The 23,870-nt window shown below is 67.3% G+C and carries 22 protein-coding genes; 8 read left to right on the forward strand and 14 right to left on the reverse strand.

The features are described 5' to 3' along the window. Positions 1-89: 89 nt before the first annotated feature. From AC0IY0_RS11825 to AC0IY0_RS11835, 3 genes are read right to left on the reverse strand one after another with little or no spacing between them, the layout of a single operon-like run. On the reverse strand, positions 90-3,155 hold the full coding sequence (locus tag AC0IY0_RS11825) for an efflux RND transporter permease subunit (protein ID WP_471763862.1): 3,066 nt from the start codon (positions 3,153-3,155) through the stop codon (positions 90-92). 22 nt (positions 3,156-3,177) lie between these two features. Beyond that, entirely contained in the window at positions 3,178-4,278 is a 1,101-nt protein-coding gene (locus AC0IY0_RS11830; RefSeq protein ID WP_419830499.1) for an efflux RND transporter periplasmic adaptor subunit, read from the reverse strand. Continuing rightward, on the reverse strand, positions 4,275-5,366 hold the full coding sequence (locus tag AC0IY0_RS11835) for an efflux RND transporter periplasmic adaptor subunit (protein WP_419830500.1): 1,092 nt from the start codon (positions 5,364-5,366) through the stop codon (positions 4,275-4,277). Before AC0IY0_RS11835 ends, AC0IY0_RS11830 begins: the two co-directional genes overlap by 4 nt. A gap of 105 nt (positions 5,367-5,471) precedes the next feature. On the opposite strand from AC0IY0_RS11835, the gene AC0IY0_RS11840 reads away from it, so the two are divergent. Then, positions 5,472-6,035, forward strand: coding sequence for a TetR/AcrR family transcriptional regulator (locus AC0IY0_RS11840; RefSeq protein WP_419830501.1), 564 nt, complete (start codon positions 5,472-5,474; stop codon positions 6,033-6,035). Between the two features lie 437 nt (positions 6,036-6,472). Beyond that, complete coding sequence (locus tag AC0IY0_RS11845) at positions 6,473-7,174, forward strand: hypothetical protein (protein WP_471763863.1); 702 nt, start codon at positions 6,473-6,475, stop codon at positions 7,172-7,174. A 53-nt stretch (positions 7,175-7,227) separates the two neighbouring features. On the opposite strand, the gene AC0IY0_RS11850 is transcribed toward AC0IY0_RS11845, so the two are convergent. Further along, positions 7,228-7,512, reverse strand: a complete 285-nt coding sequence (locus AC0IY0_RS11850; protein WP_147906706.1) for a hypothetical protein — start codon at positions 7,510-7,512, stop codon at positions 7,228-7,230. 495 nt (positions 7,513-8,007) lie between these two features. On the opposite strand from AC0IY0_RS11850, the gene frc reads away from it, so the two are divergent. Both frc and AC0IY0_RS11860 read left to right on the forward strand, forming a co-directional pair. Beyond that, positions 8,008-9,285: a formyl-CoA transferase gene (gene frc, locus AC0IY0_RS11855; protein WP_147854566.1), complete on the forward strand. Its 1,278-nt coding sequence runs from the start codon at positions 8,008-8,010 to the stop codon at positions 9,283-9,285. Positions 9,286-9,404: 119 nt separating this feature from the next. Next, entirely contained in the window at positions 9,405-10,337 is a 933-nt protein-coding gene (locus tag AC0IY0_RS11860; protein ID WP_471763864.1) for a methionyl-tRNA formyltransferase, read from the forward strand. Between the two features lie 20 nt (positions 10,338-10,357). Here AC0IY0_RS11860 and AC0IY0_RS11865 read toward each other — a convergent pair whose 3' ends face one another. Together AC0IY0_RS11865 and oxlT are read right to left on the reverse strand one after the other, a co-directional pair. Next, complete coding sequence (locus AC0IY0_RS11865) at positions 10,358-11,008, reverse strand: class II aldolase/adducin family protein (RefSeq protein WP_147906703.1); 651 nt, start codon at positions 11,006-11,008, stop codon at positions 10,358-10,360. 91 nt (positions 11,009-11,099) lie between these two features. Further along, positions 11,100-12,377 (reverse strand): oxalate/formate MFS antiporter, encoded by a 1,278-nt coding sequence (oxlT, locus tag AC0IY0_RS11870; RefSeq protein WP_147906702.1) that lies wholly within the window; start codon positions 12,375-12,377, stop codon positions 11,100-11,102. 487 nt (positions 12,378-12,864) lie between these two features. Between oxlT and AC0IY0_RS11875 the strand changes: the two genes are divergently transcribed. The 4 genes from AC0IY0_RS11875 to AC0IY0_RS11890 all read left to right on the forward strand — a co-directional run bounded on the left by AC0IY0_RS11875 (position 12,865) and on the right by AC0IY0_RS11890 (position 15,840). Next, on the forward strand, positions 12,865-13,557 hold the full coding sequence (locus AC0IY0_RS11875) for a GntR family transcriptional regulator (protein ID WP_147906701.1): 693 nt from the start codon (positions 12,865-12,867) through the stop codon (positions 13,555-13,557). A gap of 331 nt (positions 13,558-13,888) precedes the next feature. Next, on the forward strand, positions 13,889-14,041 hold the full coding sequence (locus AC0IY0_RS11880; protein ID WP_187193691.1) for a hypothetical protein: 153 nt from the start codon (positions 13,889-13,891) through the stop codon (positions 14,039-14,041). 113 nt (positions 14,042-14,154) lie between these two features. After that, positions 14,155-15,228 (forward strand): HD-GYP domain-containing protein, encoded by a 1,074-nt coding sequence (locus AC0IY0_RS11885; protein WP_419830505.1) that lies wholly within the window; start codon positions 14,155-14,157, stop codon positions 15,226-15,228. Between the two features lie 117 nt (positions 15,229-15,345). Further along, positions 15,346-15,840, forward strand: coding sequence for a CAP domain-containing protein (locus AC0IY0_RS11890; protein ID WP_471763865.1), 495 nt, complete (start codon positions 15,346-15,348; stop codon positions 15,838-15,840). A 55-nt stretch (positions 15,841-15,895) separates the two neighbouring features. On the opposite strand, the gene recJ is transcribed toward AC0IY0_RS11890, so the two are convergent. The 8 genes from recJ to AC0IY0_RS11930 form a co-directional block, all read right to left on the reverse strand. Further along, entirely contained in the window at positions 15,896-17,719 is a 1,824-nt protein-coding gene (gene recJ, locus AC0IY0_RS11895) for a single-stranded-DNA-specific exonuclease RecJ (RefSeq protein ID WP_471763866.1), read from the reverse strand. A 136-nt stretch (positions 17,720-17,855) separates the two neighbouring features. Next, positions 17,856-19,253 (reverse strand): NAD(P)(+) transhydrogenase (Re/Si-specific) subunit beta, encoded by a 1,398-nt coding sequence (locus AC0IY0_RS11900; protein WP_147906697.1) that lies wholly within the window; start codon positions 19,251-19,253, stop codon positions 17,856-17,858. 4 nt (positions 19,254-19,257) lie between these two features. After that, positions 19,258-19,713 (reverse strand): proton-translocating transhydrogenase family protein, encoded by a 456-nt coding sequence (locus tag AC0IY0_RS11905; protein ID WP_147906696.1) that lies wholly within the window; start codon positions 19,711-19,713, stop codon positions 19,258-19,260. Between the two features lie 24 nt (positions 19,714-19,737). Then, positions 19,738-20,967: a Re/Si-specific NAD(P)(+) transhydrogenase subunit alpha gene (locus tag AC0IY0_RS11910; protein WP_147906695.1), complete on the reverse strand. Its 1,230-nt coding sequence runs from the start codon at positions 20,965-20,967 to the stop codon at positions 19,738-19,740. A 187-nt stretch (positions 20,968-21,154) separates the two neighbouring features. Further along, positions 21,155-21,448: an aa3-type cytochrome c oxidase subunit IV gene (locus AC0IY0_RS11915; RefSeq protein ID WP_147906694.1), complete on the reverse strand. Its 294-nt coding sequence runs from the start codon at positions 21,446-21,448 to the stop codon at positions 21,155-21,157. A 124-nt stretch (positions 21,449-21,572) separates the two neighbouring features. Beyond that, positions 21,573-22,934 carry an ABC1 kinase family protein gene (locus AC0IY0_RS11920; protein ID WP_471763867.1) on the reverse strand — a complete coding sequence of 454 codons (1,362 nt, stop codon included), beginning with the start codon at positions 22,932-22,934 and terminating at the stop codon, positions 21,573-21,575. 85 nt (positions 22,935-23,019) lie between these two features. Continuing rightward, positions 23,020-23,424, reverse strand: a complete 405-nt coding sequence (locus tag AC0IY0_RS11925) for a type II toxin-antitoxin system death-on-curing family toxin (RefSeq protein ID WP_471763868.1) — start codon at positions 23,422-23,424, stop codon at positions 23,020-23,022. After that, a complete protein-coding gene (locus AC0IY0_RS11930; protein WP_147855379.1) occupies positions 23,421-23,846 on the reverse strand; it encodes a hypothetical protein in 426 nt (141 codons plus the stop codon). The genes AC0IY0_RS11925 and AC0IY0_RS11930 overlap by 4 nt, the downstream gene beginning before the upstream one ends. Between the last annotated feature and the right edge of the window lie 24 nt (positions 23,847-23,870).

The raw sequence follows: 23,870 nt of genomic DNA on the forward strand, positions 1-23,870 counted from the left end.
TTCACGGTCGGCCCGCCCTGAGGGGGCGGAGGGGCGGGCCGACCGCTCATCGCAGCGTAGGCCACGCTGCGATCCGTGATGTCGGATGCTCAGGCACTCTGCACCGCGTGCCGGTCGCGGCTCTCAGGCCGGATCCGATAGCAGCCGACATAAAGGGCGGGCAGGAACAGGAGTGTCAGGACGGTCGCCGCCAGGATACCGCCGATCATGGCGAATGCCATCGGTCCCCAGAACACTTCCCGGGCAATCGGGATCAGGCCCAGGCTGGCCGCGGCGGCAGTGAGCAGGATCGGCCGCATCCGGTGGTGGGTCGCCTCGTAGACCGCATCCCAGGGTGCGATGCCCTCGTCCCGGAACTCCTCGATCTGGCTCACCAGGATCACGGCGTTGCGGATGATGATGCCGATCAGCGCCAAAATCCCGAGGATCGCCACGAAGCCCATCGGCTTGTCGAACAGCAGCAGCGCCGGGACCACGCCGATCAGCCCGAGGGGCGCCACGGCGAAGACCAGCAGCATCCGGCCGACGCTCTGGAGCTGCACCATCAGCAGCAGCGCCATGGTGAGCAGCATCACCGGGACGACGGCGGCGATCGGACCCTGGCCCTTGGCTGATTCTTCCACGGCGCCGCCCGTCTCCAGCGCGTAGCCCTCGGGCAGCGCCTTCGCGTAGGCGTCGATGCCGGGTTGGAGGGCGGTCACGATGGTGGCCGGCTGCGTGGTGTCGCGGATCGTGGCCCGCACCGTCACGGTCGCCAGCCGGTTCCGGCGCCAGACGATCGGCTGTTCCAGGTCGTAGCCGATCCGCGCGAAGGACAGCAGCGGCACGACGGAGCCGTTCGCGAGGCCGACCTGCAGCGATTGGAGAGTATCGAGCGAGGATCGCTCGATCGCCCGCGCCCGCCCGACGACGTTCACGAGATAGATCGAATCGCGCACCTGGGTGATCGCTTGGCCACCCTCGATGCCGTTGAGGATACCGGCGATGTCCTGGCTGGTGACCCCGAGCTGGCGCGCCTTGTCCTGGAGGATCTCGACCCGCAGGACCTTGCCGGGCTCGTTCCAGTCGAAGGTCGGCACGTCGAGACGTTTGTCGGCGGCGACCACGTTGCCGAGGTCGAGGGAGAGGCGGCGCACCGTCTCCATGTCCGGGCCGCTGAGGCGGTACTGGACCGGGCGCCCGACCGGCGGGCCGAGGCTCAGGGGCTGGATCAGAACATCGGTGCCCACGAAGTCGCGCCGGCCGATCGCCTGCAGCCGCGTCATGACCTGATCGCGGATCTCCAGGGATTTCGTCACGACCACGATCTGGCCGTAGAACGCGTTGGAGAGCTGCTGGTCGAGGGGCAGATAAAAGCGCACGGCGCCCTGGCCGACATAGGACGACCAGCTCGTCACGTCCGGATCGTCCTTCAGCTTCGCCTCGAACCGGTCCATCTGCGCCTTGGTCTCGGCGATGGTGGCGTTCTGCGGCAGCGTCAGGTCGACCAGCACTTCTGAGCGATCCGAGGACGGGAAGAACTGCTGCTGGACATGGCCCATCCCGACGATGGCCAGCGCCATCAGCGCCAGGCAAAGGGCAACCGTGGTCCAGCGCCAGGCCATCGCGAGCTTGAGCATCGCCAGGAACAGGCGGGTGAACAACCCGCGCTTCTCGGCATGGTGCTTCACGGTCTTGGGCAGCAGCGTCACGCCGATCAGCGGGGCGAACAGCACGGCCACCACCCAGGAGACCAGCAGCGCGGCGGCCAGCACCACGAACAGCGAGTAGGTGTATTCACCCGCGCCCGAGCCGTTGAAGCCGATCGGCAGGAAGCCCGCCACCGTCACGAGCGTGCCGGTCAGCATCGGGAAGGCCGTCGAGGTGTAGGCGAAGGTCGCCGCCTTGCGGAGCGTGTCGCCCTGCTCCAGCCGGGCGACCATCATCTCGACCGTGATCATGGCGTCGTCGACAAGGAGGCCCAGCGCGATGATCAGCGCGCCGAGCGAGATGCGCTGGAGCGTCACGTCCATCATCTGCATGACCACGAAGACGATCGCCAGCACCAGCGGGATCGACACCGAGACCACCAGTCCGGCGCGCACGCCAAGACTGACGAAGCTGACCGCGAGCACGATCACCACGGCCTCGACCAGCGCCTCGGTGAAGCCACCGACCGCGTGCTCGACCTGCTTGGGTTGATCCGACACCAAGTGGACGCCCACGCCCACGGGAAGCGTCGCCTCGATCCGCCGCATCTGCGCCTTCAGCGCCTCGCCGAAATGCAGCAGGTTGGCGCCCGGCCGCATGGCGATGGCGAGGCCGATGGCGGCCTTGCCGTCGACCCGGAACATCGGGGCGGGCGGATCCTCGTAGCCGCGGCTGATCTCGGCGATGTCGGCCAACCGGAAGAACCGGTCGTTGACCCGCAGGTTCACGTCCTGCAGCGAGGCCTCCGAGGTGAAGGAGCCGCTGACCCGCAGCGAGACGCGTTCCGGCCCGGCCTGCACCACGCCGGAGGCCGACACCGCGTTCTGGGCCTGAAGCGCCTTGATCAGCGCCTGGAAGTCGATGCCGTAGCCGGCGAGCTTGCGGGTCGAGAAGTCGAGATAGATGGTCTCGGCCTGGGTTCCGATCAGCTGGGTCTTGCCGATGTCGGGGACCCTGAGCACTTCGGTTCGGATGCCCTCGACGTAGTCGCGCAGCTGGCGGTAGGTCAGCCCGTCAGCCGTGAAGGCGTAGATGTTGCCGTAGACATCGCCGAACTCGTCGTTGAAGAACGGGCCCTGCACGCCGTCCGGGAACTGCCCCTTGATGTCACCAAGGCGCTTGCGGACCTGGTAGAAAGCCGGCTGAACTTCGGACTTCTTCAGCGTGTCGCGGAACTGCACGAACACCGTCGACGAGCCCGGCGTCGTGTAGCTGCGGACGTAATCCAGGGCGTTGAGCTGCTGCAGCTCCTTCTCGATGCGGTCGGTGACCTGATCGAGGGTGTCCTTGATGGTGGCGCCGGGCCACGTCGTCTGCACGACCATGGTCTTGATCGTGAAGGGTGGGTCCTCCTCGCGGCCCAGGCGGCTATAGGCCATCACGCCCGCCACGAGCGAGACCGCCATCAGGAACCAGACGAACGAGCGGTGCCCGAGCGCCCAGTCGGAGAGATTGAAAGCCTTCACGGAAAACCCTCGTCCGACCGGATCAACGGGCGTCGTCGGTCAGGCGGACGGCCTGGCCTTGCTGCAGGGCGTGGACGCCGGCGACGACGACCCGCTCGCCCGGTTCGACACCGTCACGGATGGCGACGCGTCCGGCCTCGACCGTCTCCGGGTTAGAGGCCAGGGTCACATCCCGGCGCGCCACCGATGTTCCGGCCGCATCGACGACCCAGACCGAGCGGCGCGGGCCGTCTTCCAGCAGCGCTGCGGCGGGCAGGAGGACGTGGCGCGGCACCGTGCGGGAGAGCGCCACGTCGATCGTCGCACCCAGGCGGAAGGCCGGGCCGGGATCGTCGAGCGTGATGCGGATGCGCCGGGACCGTGTCCCGGCCTCGGCGAGCGGCGCGATCTCCCGGACGCGCCCCCGGGCCGTCAGCTCGGGCGCGCTCTGGAGCGACACCGTGAACACCCCATCCGCCGGCAGCGCGCCGACATATTGCTCCGGAATGTCGACGACCGCCTCGCGGATTTCCGGCCGGGCGACGGTGACGACGCCCTGTCCGGCGCTCAACACCTGCCCGATCTCGGCAAGGCGCTGGGTGACGACGCCGTCGAACTCCGCCTTGAGCTCGGTGTAGCCCATCTGGTCCCGGGCCTTCTGAAGGCTCGCTGCCGCCTGATCGAGCCGCGCCTTCGCAGTGTCGCGCTTGGCCACGGCCTGATCGAGGGTCGCCTGCGAGACGTTGTTGCCCGACATGAGCCGCCGGGCGCGCGCCTCGGCGGCGTCGGCATTCTCGGCCTGCCCCCGGGCATCCGCGAGATCGGCCTCGGCGCGGGTGAGGTCGAACCGCGTGACCACGGTGTCGAGGGCAGCCAGCCGCTGCCCCTTGGTGACGATGTCGCCGACGGTCACGTCGCGCGCGATCATCCGGCCGGGGATCTGGAAGCCGAGCTGGGACTGGTAGCGCGGCTCGACCGTCCCCGCGAAGGGGCCGAACATGACGGCGTCCTTCGGCACGGCGACCTGCGTGAGGACCGGCCGCACGGGTGCAGGCGCGGCCTCAGCGTTCTGGTCATCGTGTCCGCCGCATCCGCCGAGAATCACCGCACAGGCGGTGAGAGTCAGAACCGCACGCGTGCTCATGGGTTGCTCTCGACGAGGTTGGCAGCAACCTCCTGTCCGGGACGCAGAAATTGAATACCTGCGATCACGACGCGCTCGCCCGGCTCGATCCCGCCCTTCAGGGCGATGACATCCGGCCCGTATTTATCGATCTCGACGGCGCGGACCGACACGGTTCGGTTGCCGGGATCGTAGACCCAGACCGCGGGGCGTCCGCCGTAGCGGTAGAGCGCGGACCAGGGCAGGATGACCGCATCGTGTGGCGCAAACCGCCCGTGGCCGATGACAACCGCGCCGAGCCCCATGGCCGGCGGCGTCTGTTCCAGCCCGATCTTGACCCGTACCGTGCCGCTCGACGCATCGACCGTCGGCGAGATCTCGCGGACCGTGCCGTTCACCGAGATCGACGGGTTCGTCTGCAGCGTGACCGTGATGGTCTTGTCGCCCGGCGGCCGGGCGGTCAGCGATTCGTAGACGTTGAACACCGCATCCCGGGGGCCGTCCTGCGCCAGCACCAGGACGGTCTGGCCGGACTGGACCACCTGGCCGACCTCGACGCTGCGGCTCGTGACGATCCCGGAGATGCCGGCGCGCAACTCGGTGTAGGAGAACTGCTCCTGCGCGGTCCCCAGCGCGGCTTTGGCCGAATCGAGCGCCGCCTGCGTGGTCCGCAGCTCCTGCTCGGCATTGTCGTAGCTCGGCCGCGTCGTGTACCCGCCGGCCAGGAGCTGCTTCTGACGCTCGAACGCCATCTTGGCTTGGGTCAGCAGCGCTTCGGCCGAGGCCACGGCGGCCTTGGCGTTGTCGAGGTTCGCCCGCTGGGTCAGCGGCTCCAGCACCGCGAGGACCTGATCGGGCTCGACGTGGTCGCCGACCTCGACCCGACGCTCGGCGACCTTGCCGTTCGTCCGGAACGAGACATTGACCTGCGCCTGAGCCTGGATGTCGCCGGTGAGCACGACCTCCGAGGCGACCGGCGTACGCCGCGCCTCGACGATCCGGACCCGCACGAGCGCCGAATCGGGCTCCGCCGCCGGTTCGGCCGCCCGGGCCGCTGGTGCCAGCGCAATCGTCGCGAGCACGAGAGCTGTGTATCGTTGAGCGAACATGCGGATCTTGTCGGCGGCCGTTGCAGACGAAGGGCGCCCAACGGCGTGACGCGGTCCTACTACATCGCTTACATACCGTCCAGTCGGTTTCTAAAATGGTGACCTATGCGTGCGAAACGGCAGCGGCTGGCGGAACGGCCGGAAATCATCCTGGAGGCGGCCGATGCCGTGTTGCGCAAGGGCGGCGCACGGGCCTTGACCATCGATGCGGTCGCGGTCGAGGCCGGTCTCAGCAAGGGCGGCGTCCTGCACCACTACGCATCGAAGGATGCGCTGATCCTGGCCCTGGTGGCCCGCAAGCTCACCGAGCTGCGTGAGGAAATCGTCGCCTGCGAGGGTGAAGTTCCGCCCGGGCCGTCGCAATTGCCGATGGCGATGGTGGCGCATGTCCGCTCGCATTACTGCGACGACGACGAGTCATCGCGGGCGCTGCTCCTGGCGTCGATCGAGTATCCCGAAGCTCTGAACGATTACCGGGCCTTCGTGGCCGATCAACTCGACCGGCTCGGCGGGATGAACAGCACGTGCCCCGGCGAGGGCTCGGTGCTGTTCTTCGCGATCCTCGGGGTGATCATGGGCCGGACCCTGGGATTCCATCAGCTCGACCTGGACGAGTTGAAGCCGATGTTCGACGTCCTGGAACGCATCGCCCGCAAATCGGACGCGTAGGCTCGCCGCGCACCCGGGCCTTTGGTTGTGGACGGCGCTTCGCGATGGCCGCCCCCCTGGCGGAGGCAGATCGAGAGCATCCTACTGAACGCCGGCCGCCGGCCTTCGGATTGAGGCCGACGCAAACCGGACGTGTGTGCAGGTGACGGACCTTGCAATGCGGATCGCACGGCGCCGCGATGGTCACGGCGCCCGGAAAGATGTACGCGCTGAGCCGCGGTCATCGAGCCTGTAAAGCGCGCGGCTGCTTCATTCCTGTATCGCTGGACCGAAGCCGTCAGAAGACTCTCAGCACTGTCACGCCCGTGGCTGACAAGGGCTTTGCGTGCGGGTCGCGATTTTCCGTGCGATGACGTGTGTTCGTCATGCGCCCCTGAGTCCGTCGGCTGAACGAGCGCGTTGACTGCCATCCCGTTACTCGCCGCCAGCGTAGCGTCATGAACGAACACGTCGCGATCTCGCCGCCCGACGACCTGCGCCGTGCCCTGGCGCGCACCCTCTACGAGCATGACGGCAGCGGGATCGCCGATTACCCGGCGTGGGACGATGACGCCCTCGATACGCATCACCCCGGGCTGCGCGAGCGCTATCTCGAACGCGCCGACGCCCTGGCCGAAGGTCCCCTCGCCGCCCTGATCACGGATCGAACCGATGTCACCGCGCGCGACGAGGAATTGCGCGTCCTGCGGCGTCAGCGCATGGCGCCGGAGCGCGAACGCGAGTTGCTCGAGGCCAACAACCGGGTGCTCGCGCGGGCCAACGCGGCGGAAGCCGAGCGCGTGACCGCCGACGCCGAACTGACGACGGCATTGCGGGAAAGGGACGTCGCCCGGGAGGCCGAAGCGTTCTGGCAACGCTTCGCCTTCGATGCCGACGAATTGGCGACCCGCCGCCTGATCGAGCAGACCGACGCCCGGGCGGAAGCCGAGCGCGTCGCGATCCGCGAACGATGCCGACGTGAGCGGGCCGAGAGCGCGCTCCGCCTGTTCGCCGACAGGGCCGAGGTCATGCCGAAGGAGGGCTGGGCGTCGGACCTGGCCACCGCCAACCGGGACATCCCGCTCTGGTGGTTTCATGCCGCCCGGGTGGCCCTCGACTCACACGAGCCACAGCCTGGCCCGGAGCCGAGCACGCCGTAAGCCGGACCACGCCCACAGGGCGGGCAATGCAAGCCGCCAGCGTGGTGCGGACTTCAGGCGGCCGCGGGCCTCGCGAGATCCGCGGGCGGCTCGCGGAACAGGGCGGTGCAGCCGGAGCCGCGGTGCATGCTGAGGATCGAGGCGCGGTCGATGTCGGGATGCGCCTTCAACACCTTCTGCACGCAGCACAATACGCGGTCATATTGCGCGGCATCGAAATTCGGTTCCAGCGGGCTCACGGCGATGTAGGTCTCGACGACGAGCACGCGTTCCGCCCGGTCGCGGTCGACATCGACGGCGATCCAGGAAGACTTGATCAAGCTGGTGCTGGCGAGCATGGGCGTTCCTCGTTCAGCGTTGTCGCGGGACCGTCCGTTTGGCGAACGGTGGATTTTGGCGGAATGATGGACCGCCTTAAGACGCATGCCAAGAGGGACCGGATCAGTTCCCCCAGTGCACGGAGCCCGCAGCGTTGAGACGCAGAACTCTTGGGTCTATGCTAGGGCGATGCCTACAACCTTCGCGAGTGCTTCTTTCTACTCGCCTCCCGCGAATGGCATGTGGTATACAAGTGTGACGGCCCTCTCGACGGGGCCGGCGTGACGGGTCCGCGAATCGACGGGACCGCGCATCGGGAGGGAGTGTCGGCATGATCCGTCCGAGACGCGGGGACGCGGGTCTCCAAGATCGTTACGCAGCCGTCGCGACGGCGCGGCGCGCGAGACCTCACCGCTGCAGCCCGTCACCGTCCGTCGGCGCCAGGCCGATCACGGACCCGACCTGAGACACAGCCCGCCGCTTCCCGAAACCCGATCCGAGATCCGAGACCGACCATGACCAAGGCCCTTGAAGGCGTCCGCATCCTGGACTTCACCCATGTGCAATCCGGCCCGACCTGCACCCAGCTTCTGGCCTGGTTCGGCGCTGACGTGATCAAGGTCGAGCGGCCGGGAGTCGGCGACGCCACCCGCCAGCAGTTGCAGGACATCCCGGATGTGGACAGCCTGTATTTCACGATGCTGAACCACAACAAGCGCTCCCTCACGCTCGATTCCAAGAACCCGAAGGGCAAGGAGGTGCTCTGGCGCCTCATCGAGGAATGCGACGTCCTCGTGGAGAATTTCGCCCCCGGCGCGTTGGCCCGGATGGGTCTGACCTGGGAGAAGATCCACGCGAAGAACCCGCGCATGATCTTGGCATCCGTGAAGGGCTTCGGCCCCGGCCGCTACGAGGATTGCAAGGTTTACGAGAACGTCGCGCAATGCGCCGGCGGCTCGGCCTCCACCACCGGGTTCCGGGACGGCATCCCGATGGTGACCGGGGCCCAGATCGGCGATTCCGGCACCGGCCTGCACCTGGCGTTGGGCATCGTCACGGCGCTCTACCACCGCACCCAGACCGGCCTCGGCCAGAAGGTCGACTGCGCCATGCAGGACGGCGTGCTGAACCTCTGTCGGGTCAAGCTGCGCGACCAGCAGCGCCTCGAGCACGGCCCGCTAAAGGAATACAGCCAGTTCGGCGAAGGCATCCCGTTCGGCGAGGCGACCCCGCGGGCCGGCAACGATTCCGGCGGCGGCCAGCCGGGCCGGATCCTGCGCTGCAAGGGCTGGGAGCAGGACCCGAACGCCTACATCTACGTCATCACCCAGGCAGCGGTCTGGGACCCGATCTGCGACATCATCGGCGAGCCCGATTGGAAGACGGACCCGAACTACGCCTCCCCGAAGGCGCGCCTGCCGCACCTCAATGAGATCTTCACGCGCATCGAGGCCTGGACGATGAAGATGTCCAAGTTCGAGGCCATGGACATCCTGAACGGGCACGACATCCCGTGCGGCCCGATCCTGTCGATGAAGGAGATCGCCGCCGACGAGGCGCTGCGGGCGACCGGTACCATCGTGGAGGTCGATCACCCGACCCGCGGACGCTACCTCTCGGTCGGCAACCCGATCAAGCTCTCGGCGAGCCCGACCGAGGTCGTGCGCTCGCCGCTCCTGGGTGAGCACACCCAGGAGATCCTGCGCGACGTGCTCAAGTACTCGGAGGAGGAGGTCGGCGAGATCTCCGGCTCCGGCGCCATCGGGGGTGTGCAGAAGATCGCGGCCGAGTAAGGCCCTCAGGCGATTCCGGGCCGAGCGTCCGGGATCGCCGCCGACTGCCCGCTTAACGTCGTAGTCCAACTCAAGAAATCCCGCCTCGCTTCGGGGCCGGACGACGCCAGGGATCGCCCATGCGCATCGCCGTCATCGGTCAGCAGGACTTCGGCAAGGCCGTCCTGGAGGCATTTCTGAAGCGCGGGGATACCGTGGCGGGCGTGTTCTGCGCGCCGGAGAAGCCCGGTGCCAAGCCCGACGTGCTGAAGACCGCGGCGGAGGAGCACGGGCTGCCGGTCTTCCAATTCCCAAGCCTGAAGAGCCCGGAGGCCGAGGCGGCGATGCGCGGCCTCGAGGCCGATATCGGCATCATGGCGTACGTGCTGCAATTCGCGCCGCAGAGCTTCGTCACCATCCCGAAGCACGGCACCATCCAATACCACCCGAGCCTGCTGCCGCGTTATCGCGGTCCGTCCTCGATCAACTGGCCGATCGCCAAGGGCGACCTCCAGACCGGGCTGACGATCTTCCGCCCCACTGACGGCCTCGATGAGGGCCCGGTGATCCTGCAGAAGGTCTGCGAGATCGGCGGGGATGCGACCCTCGGAGACATCTACTTCAACAACTTGTTCCCGATGGGCGTGGACGCCATGCTGGAGGCGGCTGACCTCGTGGCGGCCGGCCAGCATATCGAGATCGACCAGGACGAGGACGCGGCGAGTTACGAAGGCTGGTTCCGTACCGCGGAGGCCGAGATCCGCTGGTCCGCCCATGCCGAGCAGATCTACAACCTGATCCGCGCCGCGAACCCGGCTCCGGGCGCCTGGACCACCCTGGCCGGCAAGAAGCTGCAGATCTTCGATGCGCGCCTGCACCCGGTCCGCCGCCTGGGCGACGTGAAGGGCAAGCCGGGAGAGGTCATCGTCGTGGACGACGACGGGTTCAGCGTCTGCGCGCAGGGCGGCTGGATCGAGGTCCGGAAGGTCAAGCCGGAGGACGGCAAGAAGGTCTCGGCCGCCGAGTTCGCCGCGTCCGGCGGCATCGCGGTCGGGCAGTTTCTCGGGCGCTGACTGCCGACCGAGCGCCGATATCAGTCGGTGGCATTGAGCCCGTAGCCGCGGAAGCGCTCGACGGTGTTGGCGATCTCGTGGTCGGACAGGACGTTCGGAGCCCCGACCTGAAGCGCCACGGCATATTGCCAGCACAGGGTCTCCAACTCGACGGCCAGCCACACGGCCTTCTCTAGGCTGCCGCCGGCGGCGATCATGCCGTGATTGGCCAACAGGCAGACGTTTCGGCCTTCGAGGGCGGCGAGCGCCAGTTCCGACAGCTCCGCGGTGCCGTAGGGCGCGTAGGGTGCGCAGCGCACGTTGGGGCCGCCGAAGGCTGCGATCATGTAGTGGACCGCCGGGATCTGCCGCCCGCAGAGGGCGAAGGCGGTGCAGTGGATCGGGTGGGCGTGGACGACGGCGCCCACCTCGGGCCGCGCCGCCAGGATATCCCGGTGGAAGCGCCATTCCGAGGACGGCTTGAGCCCCGCCGGGTAGGTCCCGTCGAGGGCCATCGGCACGATGTCGTCCGGGCCCATGCGCGCCGTCGGCACCCCCGAGGGGGTGATCAGCAGGCCGTCGCGGAACCGCACCGAGACGTTGCCCGAGGTGCCCCGGTTCAGACCCTGCGCGTCGAGATCCCGCGCCGCCGCGACGACGCCTTCGCGCGCGATCCGTTCGTCCTTGTCCATGCCCGGTCTCCGGTTGCAGCCGGCATCCGGTACGCATGAAGGCCCGGCGCCGTAAAGCGGCGCCGGGCCTCTGAGCGGATGGGTCCTGCCGTTACTGGGCCAGAACTGGTGCCAGGCTCGTCTGCGGGGCCTTGGTGTAGGCTGCGCGCATCGGCTTGAGAACGAACAGGGCCAGGAGCGCCGCCAGGATGTTGAGACCGGCCGCCACCAGGAACACCGTGTGCCAGCTTCCGGTCATGGTCGTGAGCACGCTGGTATAGGGCACGATCAGGGCCGCGGTGCCTTTGGCCGTGTAGAGCAGGCCGGCATTGGTCGCCGCGTATTTCGACCCGAACGTGTCGCCGCAGGTCGCAGGGAACAACGAATAGATCTCGCCCCAGGCGAAGAACACCAGGCCGGTGAGCAGCACGAAGGCGATCGGGTTCTCACCGAACTGGCTCAGCGCGTAGATGCCCAGACCTTCGATGGCGAAGGAGATGAACATCGTGTTCTCGCGGCCGATATGGTCCGAGACCCAGCCGAAGAACGGCCGCGTCACGCCGTTGAGCACGCGGTCGAGGGTCGCCGCGAAGGTAAGCGCAGGCAGCGTGATCCCCAGCAGCGAGACCGGGACGTCGGCGATCTTGAAGTCCTTGGCGATCGGGCCGAGCTGCGCGGTGGCCATCAGGCCGCCGGCGGCCATCATGACGAACATCGCGTACATCACCCAGAAGATCGGGGTGCGCACCATCTCGCCGGGCTTGAAGTCGCGCTTGGACTGGCTGACCCGGGCGACGTCCGGGACCTGGCCCTTGGCCGGCGACCGCAGGAACAGGGCGATCAGCATCACGATCACGCCCTGGCCGATGCCGAAGTAGAAGAACGCGGCCTCGTAGCCCTGCGACTTGATCATCGCCTGGATCGGCACGACGGTCAGTGCCGAACCGGCGCCGAAACCCATCGCGGTGATGCCGGCGGCGAGACCGCGGCGGTCCGGGAACCACTTGAGCGAATTGCCGACGCAGGTGCCGTAGACCGCTCCGGCGCCGGTGCCGCCGATCGCGGCGGCGACGTAGAGCATCGTCAGCGTTTCGGCGTAGGAATTCATCACCCAGGCGATGCCGCACAGCAGGCCGCCGAACAAGGTGACGATCCGCGGACCGTACTTGTCCACGAACCAGCCTTCGATCGGGACCAGCCAAGTCTCGGTGACGACGAACAGCGTGAACGCGATCTGGATCGCGGCGCGATCCCAGCCGTGACGCTCCTGCATCGGATTCACGAAGAAGGTCCAGCCGTACTGCATGTTGGCGATCATGCACATGCAGACGACGCCGAATGCGAGCTGCAGCCATCGGCCCGCCCCAACCGGTTTGCGAATCTCGGACATACGCTTCCCTCCTGGCTGGATTTATTATTCTGTATCTAATCCTGGCGGTGTTTATGCCCGGACACGGCCGCCCTTGTCAGAACAAAGCGAACGGCATGCTTTGAAAAATTCTTGACCGACAGACAAACGAAAACTCTGCCGGTGTTATCACTGACCGTCGCACCCCGTCACCGAATACATGCTGGTGTACGGTATGCCAGAAGGATGGTGCTGGCGACGGGAGATTCTGTCAATCGATCCTGCATAAAAATACACGAATATGCCGCTGGATTAATGCGCGCCGTCATTCGTATGGGCCAAATCCGGAACTACCGTTCCAGATAGTGCTCCTCGACGGCGCGGGGGCCGGACTGCGCTCAGGCCCAAGGGTCTGTGGGTCGGCTCGTAATTGACTAGGATCGGGAAAAGGTTTGCGTTAGTTCGTTTTACGAGCGCACGACAGAGAACACGTGCGAGACAATATGGGCGTGGGCCGGCTGGACGAGGCATGTCGAACTCAGAACCGTTGAGCGTTAAACCGATCGTCGCCAGCTCCAGTCTACGGACCTTGGCTTATGAAGCGCTCAAAACTGCTATAACCAACATGGATATCTACGGGCGGCCCGATGAGGTGCGGCTCGATGAGCGGAAACTGTCGCAGGATCTCGGGGTCAGCCGCACACCCGTGCGCGAGGCGCTCACCGTGCTGGAGCAGGAGGGGTTCGTCCGGTCCGAGGCGCGCCGCGGCGTGTTCGTCATCAAGAAGAACAAGGGCGAAATCGTCGGCATGATCCACGCCTGGACGGCGCTGGAGAGCATGGCGGCCCGGCTCGCCTGCACCCGGGCCACCGACGCGCAGCTACGTGCCCTGCGTGAATCATTCCCGGAATTCTACGAAGGACAGCCGTCCGAGCACATCGACGAATATTCGGATGCCAACATCCGCTTCCACCAGCGGATCATCGCGCTCGGACATTGCGAGCCGATTGCGGAGCTCACCAGCAATCTGCTGATGCATGTGCGGGGGATTCGCAGCACCGCGTTGCGGCAGGGCGACCGCGCGCAGCATTCGATCCGCGAGCACGTGGCGATCATCGCCGCGCTGGAGGCCCGGAACGCCGACACGGCCGAGCGGCTCGTGCGCGAGCACGGTCTTGGGCTGGCGCAACACGTCGACACCTACGGCGATTATCTGGACTGACCGTCCGTCCCAAGCGGGAATTGGCGCGACAACGCTTAGCGGTCCGTTCAACGCCACGGCACGCTACAAGCGACCTCAATCCTCAGCCGTGCCTGTGATTGCAGCCGCGCTTGCGGTGCAACACGTCGCTCGCGGATCGCACGAGGCTGTCGCTTAGAAAGTGGCGATCCCCTTCGGAAATGCGTCGGCCGGTCGGTTTCACCGCCTCGGCGAGGGCATGCGCTCTCGACATATTTGGCATTCGGTATTTGGCATACCAGTTTGCGTTGCGGCATGGCATTTCTTGCATCGCACCATTCAGCGTCCAGCCGAGCCGTACCGGAGCCTTCCGATGATCGCCAACTTCGTCGTCGTATTTACCGCCTTCGCCGCCTGCCAGGCCCTCCTGGCCGTCAAGCTCGCCGACGTACTGAGCCCGGCGTCCGATGCCGGCAAGCCCGTCGCGCAGCAGACCCGACAGGACGGCGCCGTCAGCCTCGCGTAAACACTGTTTTTCGGCGCCTATACGCCGGCAGATTGCGTAGGGTTAACACTTTGCTCAAAGGTTTCCGTTAGCGTCAACATATCGTTGACCATGCGGACCGGGGAGCAACCGCGTTGGCCCTCGGCATACAAGCGCAGACCGCAAACAGCCCGTTCGTGCTGTTGATTTCGGATCGCCCGACCGAGCGGGCGGCCCTGGAGCGCGCCATCGCGCTGGTCATGGATTGCCGGGCGGTTGCCGCCGGCTCGGCGATCCCGGCGGGGCGCCCGCACCTCATCATCCTGGATTTGCATCCGGCGCAGGCCGCGGCTTTCGAGCCGGCCCTGACCCATCGCGGCCGTCCGATCCCGCGCCTGGTCCTGGTCCGCGGCGAGCCGCTCAGCCCGGCGCCGCATCTTCGGCAGTTGCCCGCCGCCGCACCGCGCCAGCTCGTGCTGGCCAACGTCTTCGCCATGATCGAGGCGGTGACGCGCTCGGTGGAAACCCGCATGCAGCGCCTCGTCGGCCGCGTCACGGATGCCACCGGGATCGTGGCCGAGCTGTTCGACAGTGCGGCGCTCGGGGCGGGCCTGCAGCGCGCCGATGTCGAGCGCGGCATCGAACTGGTTCTGGCTGCCGTCTCGGAGGCCGGGATCACGGCCTGGCTCGCCGAAGTCTGGCGCCATGATGTCGGCGTCTACCAGCACACCCTCGGGGTCGCGGGACACGCTGCCAGTTTCGGGGCGCAGATCGGCTTGAGCCGGATCGATCTCGCCCGCCTCGTGCGATCCGCCCTGCTCCACGACATCGGCAAATCGCGGATCCCGACGGAGATCCTGAACAAACCGGGCCATCTGGATCCGGAAGAGCTGCGGCTGATGCAGCGGCATCCCGTGATCGGCGCCGACCTGCTGCGGGCTCAGGGCGGCTTCGAGGCCGAGGTGATCGATGTCGTCCTGCATCATCACGAACGGCTGGACGGCAACGGCTACCCGGACCGGCTCTCCGGCCGGGCGATCTCCGATCTCGTGCGGATCGTGGCGATCTGCGACGTGTTCTCGGCGCTGACCGAACGGCGCGCCTATCGCCAACCCGCCAGCCCCGCCGAGGCGCTGGCGATCATGGTCGACGGGATTGGCCATCTGGATCCCGATCTTCTGCGCGTATTCGCGCCGGTCATGCTCGGGGGCGACGCGCTCGCGGCATAAGATCCGTGGCCGTGGTGCCACGGTCGGGCTGTTGCGCCTGCGGGCGTCTCCCAGCGCCGCGCTTTCGCCGCAACCGGTCCGGAGGGAGACGCATCCCTCCCGGAACTGCGATCGACCGTGTCCAAAGCTCTCCTTCCTCTCGCCGCGGCCCTGGCGCTGGCACTTGCCGGCTGCGGCGGCCTGTCCTTCACGCCCAAGCCCAATGTCGAGAACGCGACTCATACCGCGATCCTCGACGAGGTCGCGGCGGCGGCCGCGATCTCGGCCTATCGGGTCCAGCACGGATTGAGCCCGGTCGTCGTCGATGGCGGCCTGGTGAAGGCGGCCGCGTTCCAGGCCGGCAACAACGCGCGCAACGGCCAGCTCAGCCACGATGTCGGCGGCAGCTTCACATCGCGGATGGCCTCGGCCGGCCTGGCGAAGTCCTACGCGGCGGAGAATCTCAGCGCCGGCTCGGAGACCTTCGAACAGGTGCTGGCGCGCTGGAAGGCCAGCTCCGAGCACAACAGGAACATGCTGCTCCCGCAGATCCGCAGGATCGGCATCGCCCGGGTCGATGCGCCCAACACCCGCTACAAGCGGTTCTGGGCACTGGTGATGGCAGGAAGCTGAGCGATCAGCGCATCGTCATTGTCGGTAAGCCGGCGGCCACCTTAGGATCGATGCGTCAGGCTTCGGCCGGAGCCAGATCGACGATCCGTACTTGCGCCCGCTCGGCACCGCGCCAGCGGTCGCAGGATAGGGTACCGGCGACGTGCATCTCCTGGCCGATGCTCCTCAGCAGGGCTTGGCCCAGCGGCCGCTCGGCGGCCCGGAAGCAGATCGCACCCACAGCCTGTCCGTCGCGACTGCGCAGGCGCGCCCGGACGTGCCCGGTGCCGACCACGGCGGCGTCGACCAGGCGGTGACGGCCGAGCGCGAAGACCGGCTCCGGGGCGCCCTGACCGAACGGTCCGGCGCGCTGGAGCAGCCGGACGGTCTCGGCGGTGGCGCCGCCGGCACTCAATCCGCCGTCGATCAGCAATGCGTCGGCGGCCCGCGAGACGGCGACGCTGGCGCCGAGCAACGCGGCCAGATGTGTCTCGAAGCGGGGGATGTCGTCGGCCCGAAGAGTGACGCCCGCCGCCATGGCGTGACCGCCCCCCTTGCTCGCGAGCCCGGCCTCGACGCAGGCCCGGACGGCCAAGCCGAGATCGGCCCCTGGGATCGAGCGCCCGGAACCGGTGGCGCTGCCGTCGGGCCTGATCGCAAACGCGAAGGCCGGCCGGTTGAAGCGCTCCTTCAGCCGCGCCGCGATCAACCCGACGATGCCCGGATGCCACGCGGCGTCCCCGGTCACCAGGACGGCGCGCGCCGGATCGTGGGTCAGGGCGCGGTCCATTTCGGCTTCGGCCTCGGCCACGGCATGGGCCTCGATGGCCTGACGCTCGCGGTTGAGCCGGTCGAGGTCCGCGGCGATGCGGGCAGCCTCGGCGGGATCCGCGGTGGTGAGCAGGCGCGCGCCCAGCGCCGAATCCCCGATGCGACCGCCGGCATTGATCCGCGGCCCGAGCACGAAGCCGAGATGCCACGCTTCCGGGGGCTCACTGAGCGAGGCGGCGTCGAGCAGAGCCGCCAGACCGGTCCGGCCCCGGTGGCGCATCACCGTCAATCCCTGGGTGACGAAGGCGCGGTTCAGGCCGACCAACGGGACGACGTCGGCAACGGTCGCCAGCGCCACGAGGTCGAGGGCGTCTGTGAGCGCCGGCTCGGGGCGATGCGGCCCGAAGAAGCCGTCCCGGCGCAGGGCGCGGTTTAGGGCGGCAAGCGTCAGGAACACCACGCCGGCGGCGCAGAGATGGCCGAGCCCGGAGAGGTCGTCGAGGCGGTTCGGGTTCACGATGGCCCGGGCTGGCGGCAACACCTCGGCGGCGGCGTGGTGATCCAGGACGATGACGTCGAGACCGGACTTTTCGGCCTCCTCCAGAGGCCCGTGGCCGCTGGTGCCGCAATCGACGCAGACCAGCAGGGTCGCCCCCTCGGCTGCGAGCGCGGTGATCGCCGCGACGTTGGGTCCGTAGCCCTCTGTGATCCGGTCGGGAATGTGGATCGGGGCCCGAAGGCCGAGCTGGCGCAGGTAGCCGGCGAGCATCGCTGCGCTGGCTGCGCCGTCGACATCGTAATCGCCGAACACGGCGACGATCTCACCGCACCGGATCGCGCGGACCAGCCGGCGCACGGCCACATCCATGTCGAGAAGCGTGTCCGGATCCGGCATCAGGTCGCGCAGGCGCGGCGCCAGATGCCGAGCGGCCCCGTCCGGGGCCACCTGCCGACCGGCCAGAACACGGGCCAGCAACTCGGGCAGGCCGTGTGCCTGGACCATCTTGGCGATCTGGTTCTGCACTGCCGAGCCGGCACAGCGCTCCTGCCAGCGCCGCCCTGTCACAGATGCGGATACCCCCAGGAACGGCGGCGGTTCGGAGATCAGCGAGGCGGTGGCGGCGGACACGGATGGCACCCTACACCGTGTCGGCCCCGGACGCGCGGCGTATCAGCAACAGCGGCCGCGATCGAACGGCGAGCCGGTACGACAAAGGGGCGCGCATCACTGCCCGCCCCTCGCCGAAACCACCCTGTAGAGGGCCTCAGAACGCCTTGAGGATGTTGTCGACCACCTTCTTGGCGTCGCCAAACAGCATCATGGTGTTGTCGCGGAAGAACACCTCGTTCTCGACGCCAGCATAGCCCGAGCCCATGCCGCGCTTGATGAACAGCACCGTCTTGGCCCGCTCCACGTCGAGGATGGGCATGCCGTAGATCGGCGAGGCTTTGTCGGTCTTCGCGGCCGGGTTGGTGACGTCGTTGGCGCCGATCACGAAGGCCACATCCGCCTGCGGGAACTCGCCGTTGATATCTTCCAGCTCGAACACCTCGTCGTAGGGCACGTTCGCCTCGGCGAGCAGCACGTTCATGTGGCCCGGCATACGGCCCGCCACCGGGTGGATGGCGTATTTCACATCGACGCCCTCCTTCTTCAGGAGGTCGGCCATCTCGCGCAAGCTGTGCTGCGCTTGCGCGACCGCCATCCCGTATCCCGGGACGATGATGACGCGCTCGGCGTTCTTCATGATGTAGGCAGCGTCGTCGGCCGAGCCCTGCTTGACCGGGCGGGTCTCGACCTGGCCCGGACCGGCTGCGGCGGTATCGCCGCCGAACCCGCCCAGGATGACCGAGATGAACGACCGGTTCATCGCGTGGCACATGATGTACGACAGGATCGCGCCCGAGGAACCGACCAGCGCGCCGGTGATGATCAGCGCGAGGTTGCCGAGGGTGAAGCCGATGCCGGCCGCGGCCCAACCCGAGTAGGAATTGAGCATCGACACGACGACCGGCATGTCCGCGCCGCCGATCGGGATGATCAGCAGGCCGCCCAACGCGAAGGACAGCAGCACGATCAGCCAGAACACCGCCTTGCTCTCGTTGCCGATGAACAGAGCGATCAGCACCACCAGCGCCACCGCGATGCCGATGTTGATCAGGTGTCGCTGCGGCAGCATGATCGGCTTGCCTGACATCCGCCCGTCGAGCTTGGCAAAGGCGATGACCGAGCCGGTGAAGGTGATCGCTCCGATCGCGGCGCCGAGCGCCATCTCAAACAGCGACTGCTTGTGGATGTGGCCGTTCTCGAGGATGCCGACCGCCTGCGGCGCGTAGAGCGTCGCCGCAGCGCCCGCGACGGCGGCAAGGCCGACCAGCGAGTGGAACGCCGCCACGAGCTGCGGCATCGCCGTCATCGGGACGCGCTTGGCGATGACCGCGCCCGCGCCGCCGCCGATGCCAATGCCGAGGATCACGAGGATCCAGGCGCCGAAGCCGGCGGGCGGATGGCCGATCAGCGTGGTGAGCACGGCGAGCGCCATGCCGATCATGCCGTAGAGGTTACCCTGCCGGGACGTGGTCGGGTGCGAGAGCCCCCGCAACGCCATGATGAACAGGACGCCGGAGACGATGTAGAGAAGGGCGGAGACGTTCTGGGACATCGTCTCAGGCCTTCTTCTTGTACATGCCGAGCATGCGCTGGGTCACGAGGAAGCCACCGAAGATATTCACGCTGGCCAGCACGATGCCGATGAATCCGAAGGCACGGGCCCAGCCGGTGCCTTTCTCCAGGAGCGGCACGCCCGCCGCCAACAGCGCACCGACGATGATCACCGACGAGATCGCGTTGGTGACCGACATCAGCGGGGTGTGCAGCGCCGGGGTCACGGACCAGACGACGTAGTAGCCGACGAGAATCGCCAGCACGAAGATGGCGAACTGGAAGACGAAGGGGTCCACGGCGCCGCCGGTGGCGGCGCTGATCCCGTGGCCCATCCCGGCCGCGATGGCCTGGGCTTGGTCAGCGGCGTTGCGGGCGACATCGGCGGCTGCGCGCGCCGCGTCGGCCAGGACGCGGGTCTGATCAGCGGCCTGATCGGGAGGGACGACAAGGTTTGCCATACTGCTTCTCCTCGCGATCGGTCTTCAGCGGGCGTCGGATGGGGCCGGGGCGGGCTCGGCCTTACCCGTTTCCGACTTGGCCAGACCCACGGCCGCAGCCTCCGAGGCCGGTCCGTCGGTCTTGGCCTGGAACGAGGCGTGGACCACGGAACCGTCACGCGTCAGGTTGGTGGCCTTCACCAACTCGTCGTCCCAGTTGATCGCCAGAGCCTTCGACTCCTTGTCGATCAAGGTCTCGACGAAGGCGTAGAGGTTGCGTGCGTAGAGACTCGACGCCGTGGCGGCGAGGCGCCCCGGCACGTTGGTGTGGCCGACGATCTTCACGCCGCGATCGGTCACCACGACCTCGCCCGGCTTGGCGCCCGCTACGTTGCCGCCGCGTTCTACCGCCAGATCGATGAGGACCGAGCCCGGCTTCATCGAGGCGACCATGTCCTCGGAGACCAGCTTCGGGGCCGGACGGCCCGGGATCAGCGCGGTGGTGATGACGATATCCTGCTTGGCGATGTGGCCTTTCACCAGCTCGGCCTGCTTGGCCTGGTAGCCCGCCGACATCTCCTTGGCGTAGCCGCCCGCGGTCTCGGCCTGCTTGAACTCGTCGTCCTCGACCGCGACGAACTTGGCTCCGAGCGACTCGACCTGTTCCTTGGTGGCGGGGCGCACGTCGGTGGCGGTCACCACCGCACCCAGGCGCCGGGCCGTGGCGATCGCCTGGAGGCCGGCGACGCCGACGCCCATGATGAACACACGGGCCGCAGGCACGGTGCCGGCCGCGGTCATCATCATCGGCATGGCGCGGCCGTATTCGGCGGCGCCGTCGACGACTGCGCGATAACCGGCAAGGTTCGCCTGCGAGGACAGTACGTCCATCACCTGCGCGCGGGTGATGCGGGGCATCAGCTCCATGGCGAATCCCGAGACGCCGGCATCGGCCATCGCCTTCAGCGCGGCCTCGTTGCCGTAGGGATCCATGATCGCGACCACGGTGGCGCCGCGCTTGAGCAGCGACAGCTCGTCTTCGGCCGGCCGCCGAACCTTCAGGACGAGGTCGGCATCCCGTGCCGCGTCTGCGGCGCTGCCGGCGATCTCGGCCCCGGCCGCCTCGTACTCGGAATCCAGGACTCCGGCCTTCTGCCCGGCCCCCGCCTGCACGGTGATGTCGACACCGAGCGCCTTGAACTTTTTGACGGTCTCCGGGACCGCGGCCACCCGCGGCTCCGCAGAGTCCGTCTCAGACAGCACAGCGATGCGCATGCGAGGCTTCCCCTGGATAAGCTTGGCCTCCCGAATGCGCGAACCGGCACGGCTTTTCGAGACGCGAAAGAAGATTGCGCTGATGGAATAAGTGGGAATGTAACCCGCGGCCTGCCGACAAGACGGCCGCGCTTCAACGCGTCATCAGACAGCTCGTCCAATGGGGCGAGCCGTTATCTTCGCGAACTCAGGCGAAGGCCAGGTAGAGGAAAAGGAGAATCGCCACCACGAGGGGGCCGCGCCAGCCGATCGCGGGGGCAAGCGCCCCAACGGCGCCGGCCACGCCCGACACGATCACGCTGAGAATCGCCAGCAGCCAGGCTTCGCGGATACCGCCCACTGCAAGGGCCAGCACCCAGCAGATCACCACCCCGGTACCGATCTCGACGAAGCGAACGAAGCCGCGATAGGTCTGCTCGTGGGTGCTTGCGTCCATCGCCGGGCTGTAGGTGTGCCCGCCCACCGTCTCACTCTCGGCCATCGTGCGCTCGTTTCCCTTGGATGCGACTTCTTGTGGTCGCATTGGGATGTAGCTCAAGCGTTTTCCTGCCGCAATCGGACGCACGCAAGTTGATTGCCCCCTCGGTGGACTCCCCTAGAGCCAACTAGGCCGGCATCGGCAATCCGGCCTGGGTCAGGATCTGAGCCTGCCGCTGCCCCAGCTCCTCCAGCGAGAAGTGCTCGATCTCGGCCTCGAACAGCTGGTGATAGTTCAGCTCCGAGCGAAGATGGAGGAACACCGCGCCGAGGCCCACGGCGGCGCGGTCCATGAACACGAATTCCTGCGGCACCGTCACTGGACCCCGCTCCTTCAGCGCCTGGTGGACCTGGAACGCCTGGCGCCGGCCGTATTCACCCGGCTTGACCCCATCGGCCACGGTGCGGGTGCGATCCTCCAGGAGCGGGCCGTAGATGAACCGCGCCCAGATGTTCAGGATCTCGATCTTTTCCTTGTCGAGGTTCTTGAAGCCCCAAACCTCGTAGGCGTGGACGATTCGGGCGGCGTCATCCTCCAACAGGCCCCGATACAGATCGACGACGCCGCCGACGAAGCGGGGATGGAAGATCCGCACGCAGCCGTAATCCAGCAGGTTGATGCCGGCCGCCTCACCGCCCTCGGAGAAGACGGTGTAGTTGCCGAGATGCGGGTCGCCGTGAATGACGGCCGCGCGGCTGAACGGATGCCACCACGCCTTGAACATCGACTGCGCGATGCGGTTGCGGACCTCGACGGGCTCCTCGGCAAAGCTCAGGATCTTATCGCCGTCGAGCCAGCTGAGGGTGAGCAGGCGCTTGGTCGACAGGTCCGGATAGACCCGCGGTACGCGCACCGCGTCGATATCCTTGAGGACCTCGCCGTAGAGGCTGGCGTGCTTCGCCTCGTGCTCGTAATCGAGTTCCTCGCGGACCCGGGCGCCGATTTCCTTGGCGATCTCGCGGGTATCGAGCCAGCTGTTCATGCGCCGGTGGAGCGCGAAAGCGATCTCGAGTTGCTTCAGATCGGCCTCCACGGCCGATTGCATGTCGGGATACTGGAGCTTGCAGGCCAGCAGCTCGCCGTCCGTCGTCGTCGCCCGGTGGACCTGACCCAGCGAGGCGGCGGCTGCGGGCTTCAGGTCGAAGCTGCCGAAACGACCCTGCCAGGCGATGCCCAGCTCGGATTGCATCCGGCGCTTTACGAACGCAGCGCCCATGGGCGGCGCGTCGGCCTGCAGCTTTTGAAGCTCCGCCGCGTATTCGGGCGGCAGCAGGTCGGGAATGGTGGCCAGAAGCTGCGCCACCTTCATGATCGGGCCCTTCAGCCCGCCGAGAGCCTGCGCCAGGGCCGCTGCGCTGGTCGTCCCCTCCTTGCCGAACAGCCGGGACATCGCCATCCGGGCGGCGACGCCACCGACATTGGCGCCGACGCTGGCGTAGCGCCCGGCGCGGGCGGAAAAGCGATTGGCTTCGCGGTCGGTCTCGGCCATTGTCCAGGATCTTCCTCGGTGCAGACCTGGACATAAGCCTTCGCCGGCGGCGCACCAGAGCGCCGGGTCGCTGCGCCGCGGCGTCTCAGCCGGCCGGCCAGTTATCCCGGATCCAACGGGTCAGGCCGGATTCGTCGATCTCGCCCGCCGCGAGGCCGAGGATAATGGCGGTCGCTTCCGCTTGGTCCGGAGCAAACCGCACATGGTTCAGCAGTAAGAAGCCGAGCATCGCCAAGAACCCGGCGCGCTTGTTACCATCGACGAACGGATGATTGCGGACGATACCGAAAGCATAGGCTGCAGCAAGTTCTGGAAGCTTCGTACCTTCGTAGCGCCACCGGTTGATCGGTCGGCCCAATGCAGATTCGAGTGCGCCTGGATCCCGGATCCCGGACGCCCCGCCGAAGATGCGGAGCTGTTTCGCGTGTGCGTTGATGACGTCAGCGGTCGTCAACCATTCCGGTTCGTCATCGGTCCGATTCTCGATCATTTCGCCAACTCGGCGAGAGTGTTCCGGTAGCGATCCATGATGTCATCCATGATCGCTGCCACCTTCTCGGCGTGGCTTCCGTTTGGCTCAGCGGGCATCTCCCAGATCGTGCCGGACTTGACGAATTTCGCTTTCCGGACGCGGCCACGGCGCTTTTCGCCACGCGCGTCCCGGGCGATGCGGAATCCTCGTGCCGTTAGTAGATCGCCGATCAATGCGCCGGTCGATTGGATCGCGTGGTTACGTGTCGCCGGATCAAAACTTTCGATGATCGGCTCGATGTCCCAAACCACCGCCTGCACGGCCGGGATCTCCAGGCGGCTCAGCAGTTCGTATTGCGGGATTTTTTCGGGACCGGTCAGGATCCTCCTGATGGCGGCGGCTTCGGGACGGTCGAAGAAGGCGGCATGACTTGCGTTCATGAGAATCTCCTACAGACTCATGTA

It is taken from the genome of Methylobacterium sp. AC315, from assembly GCF_979253755.1.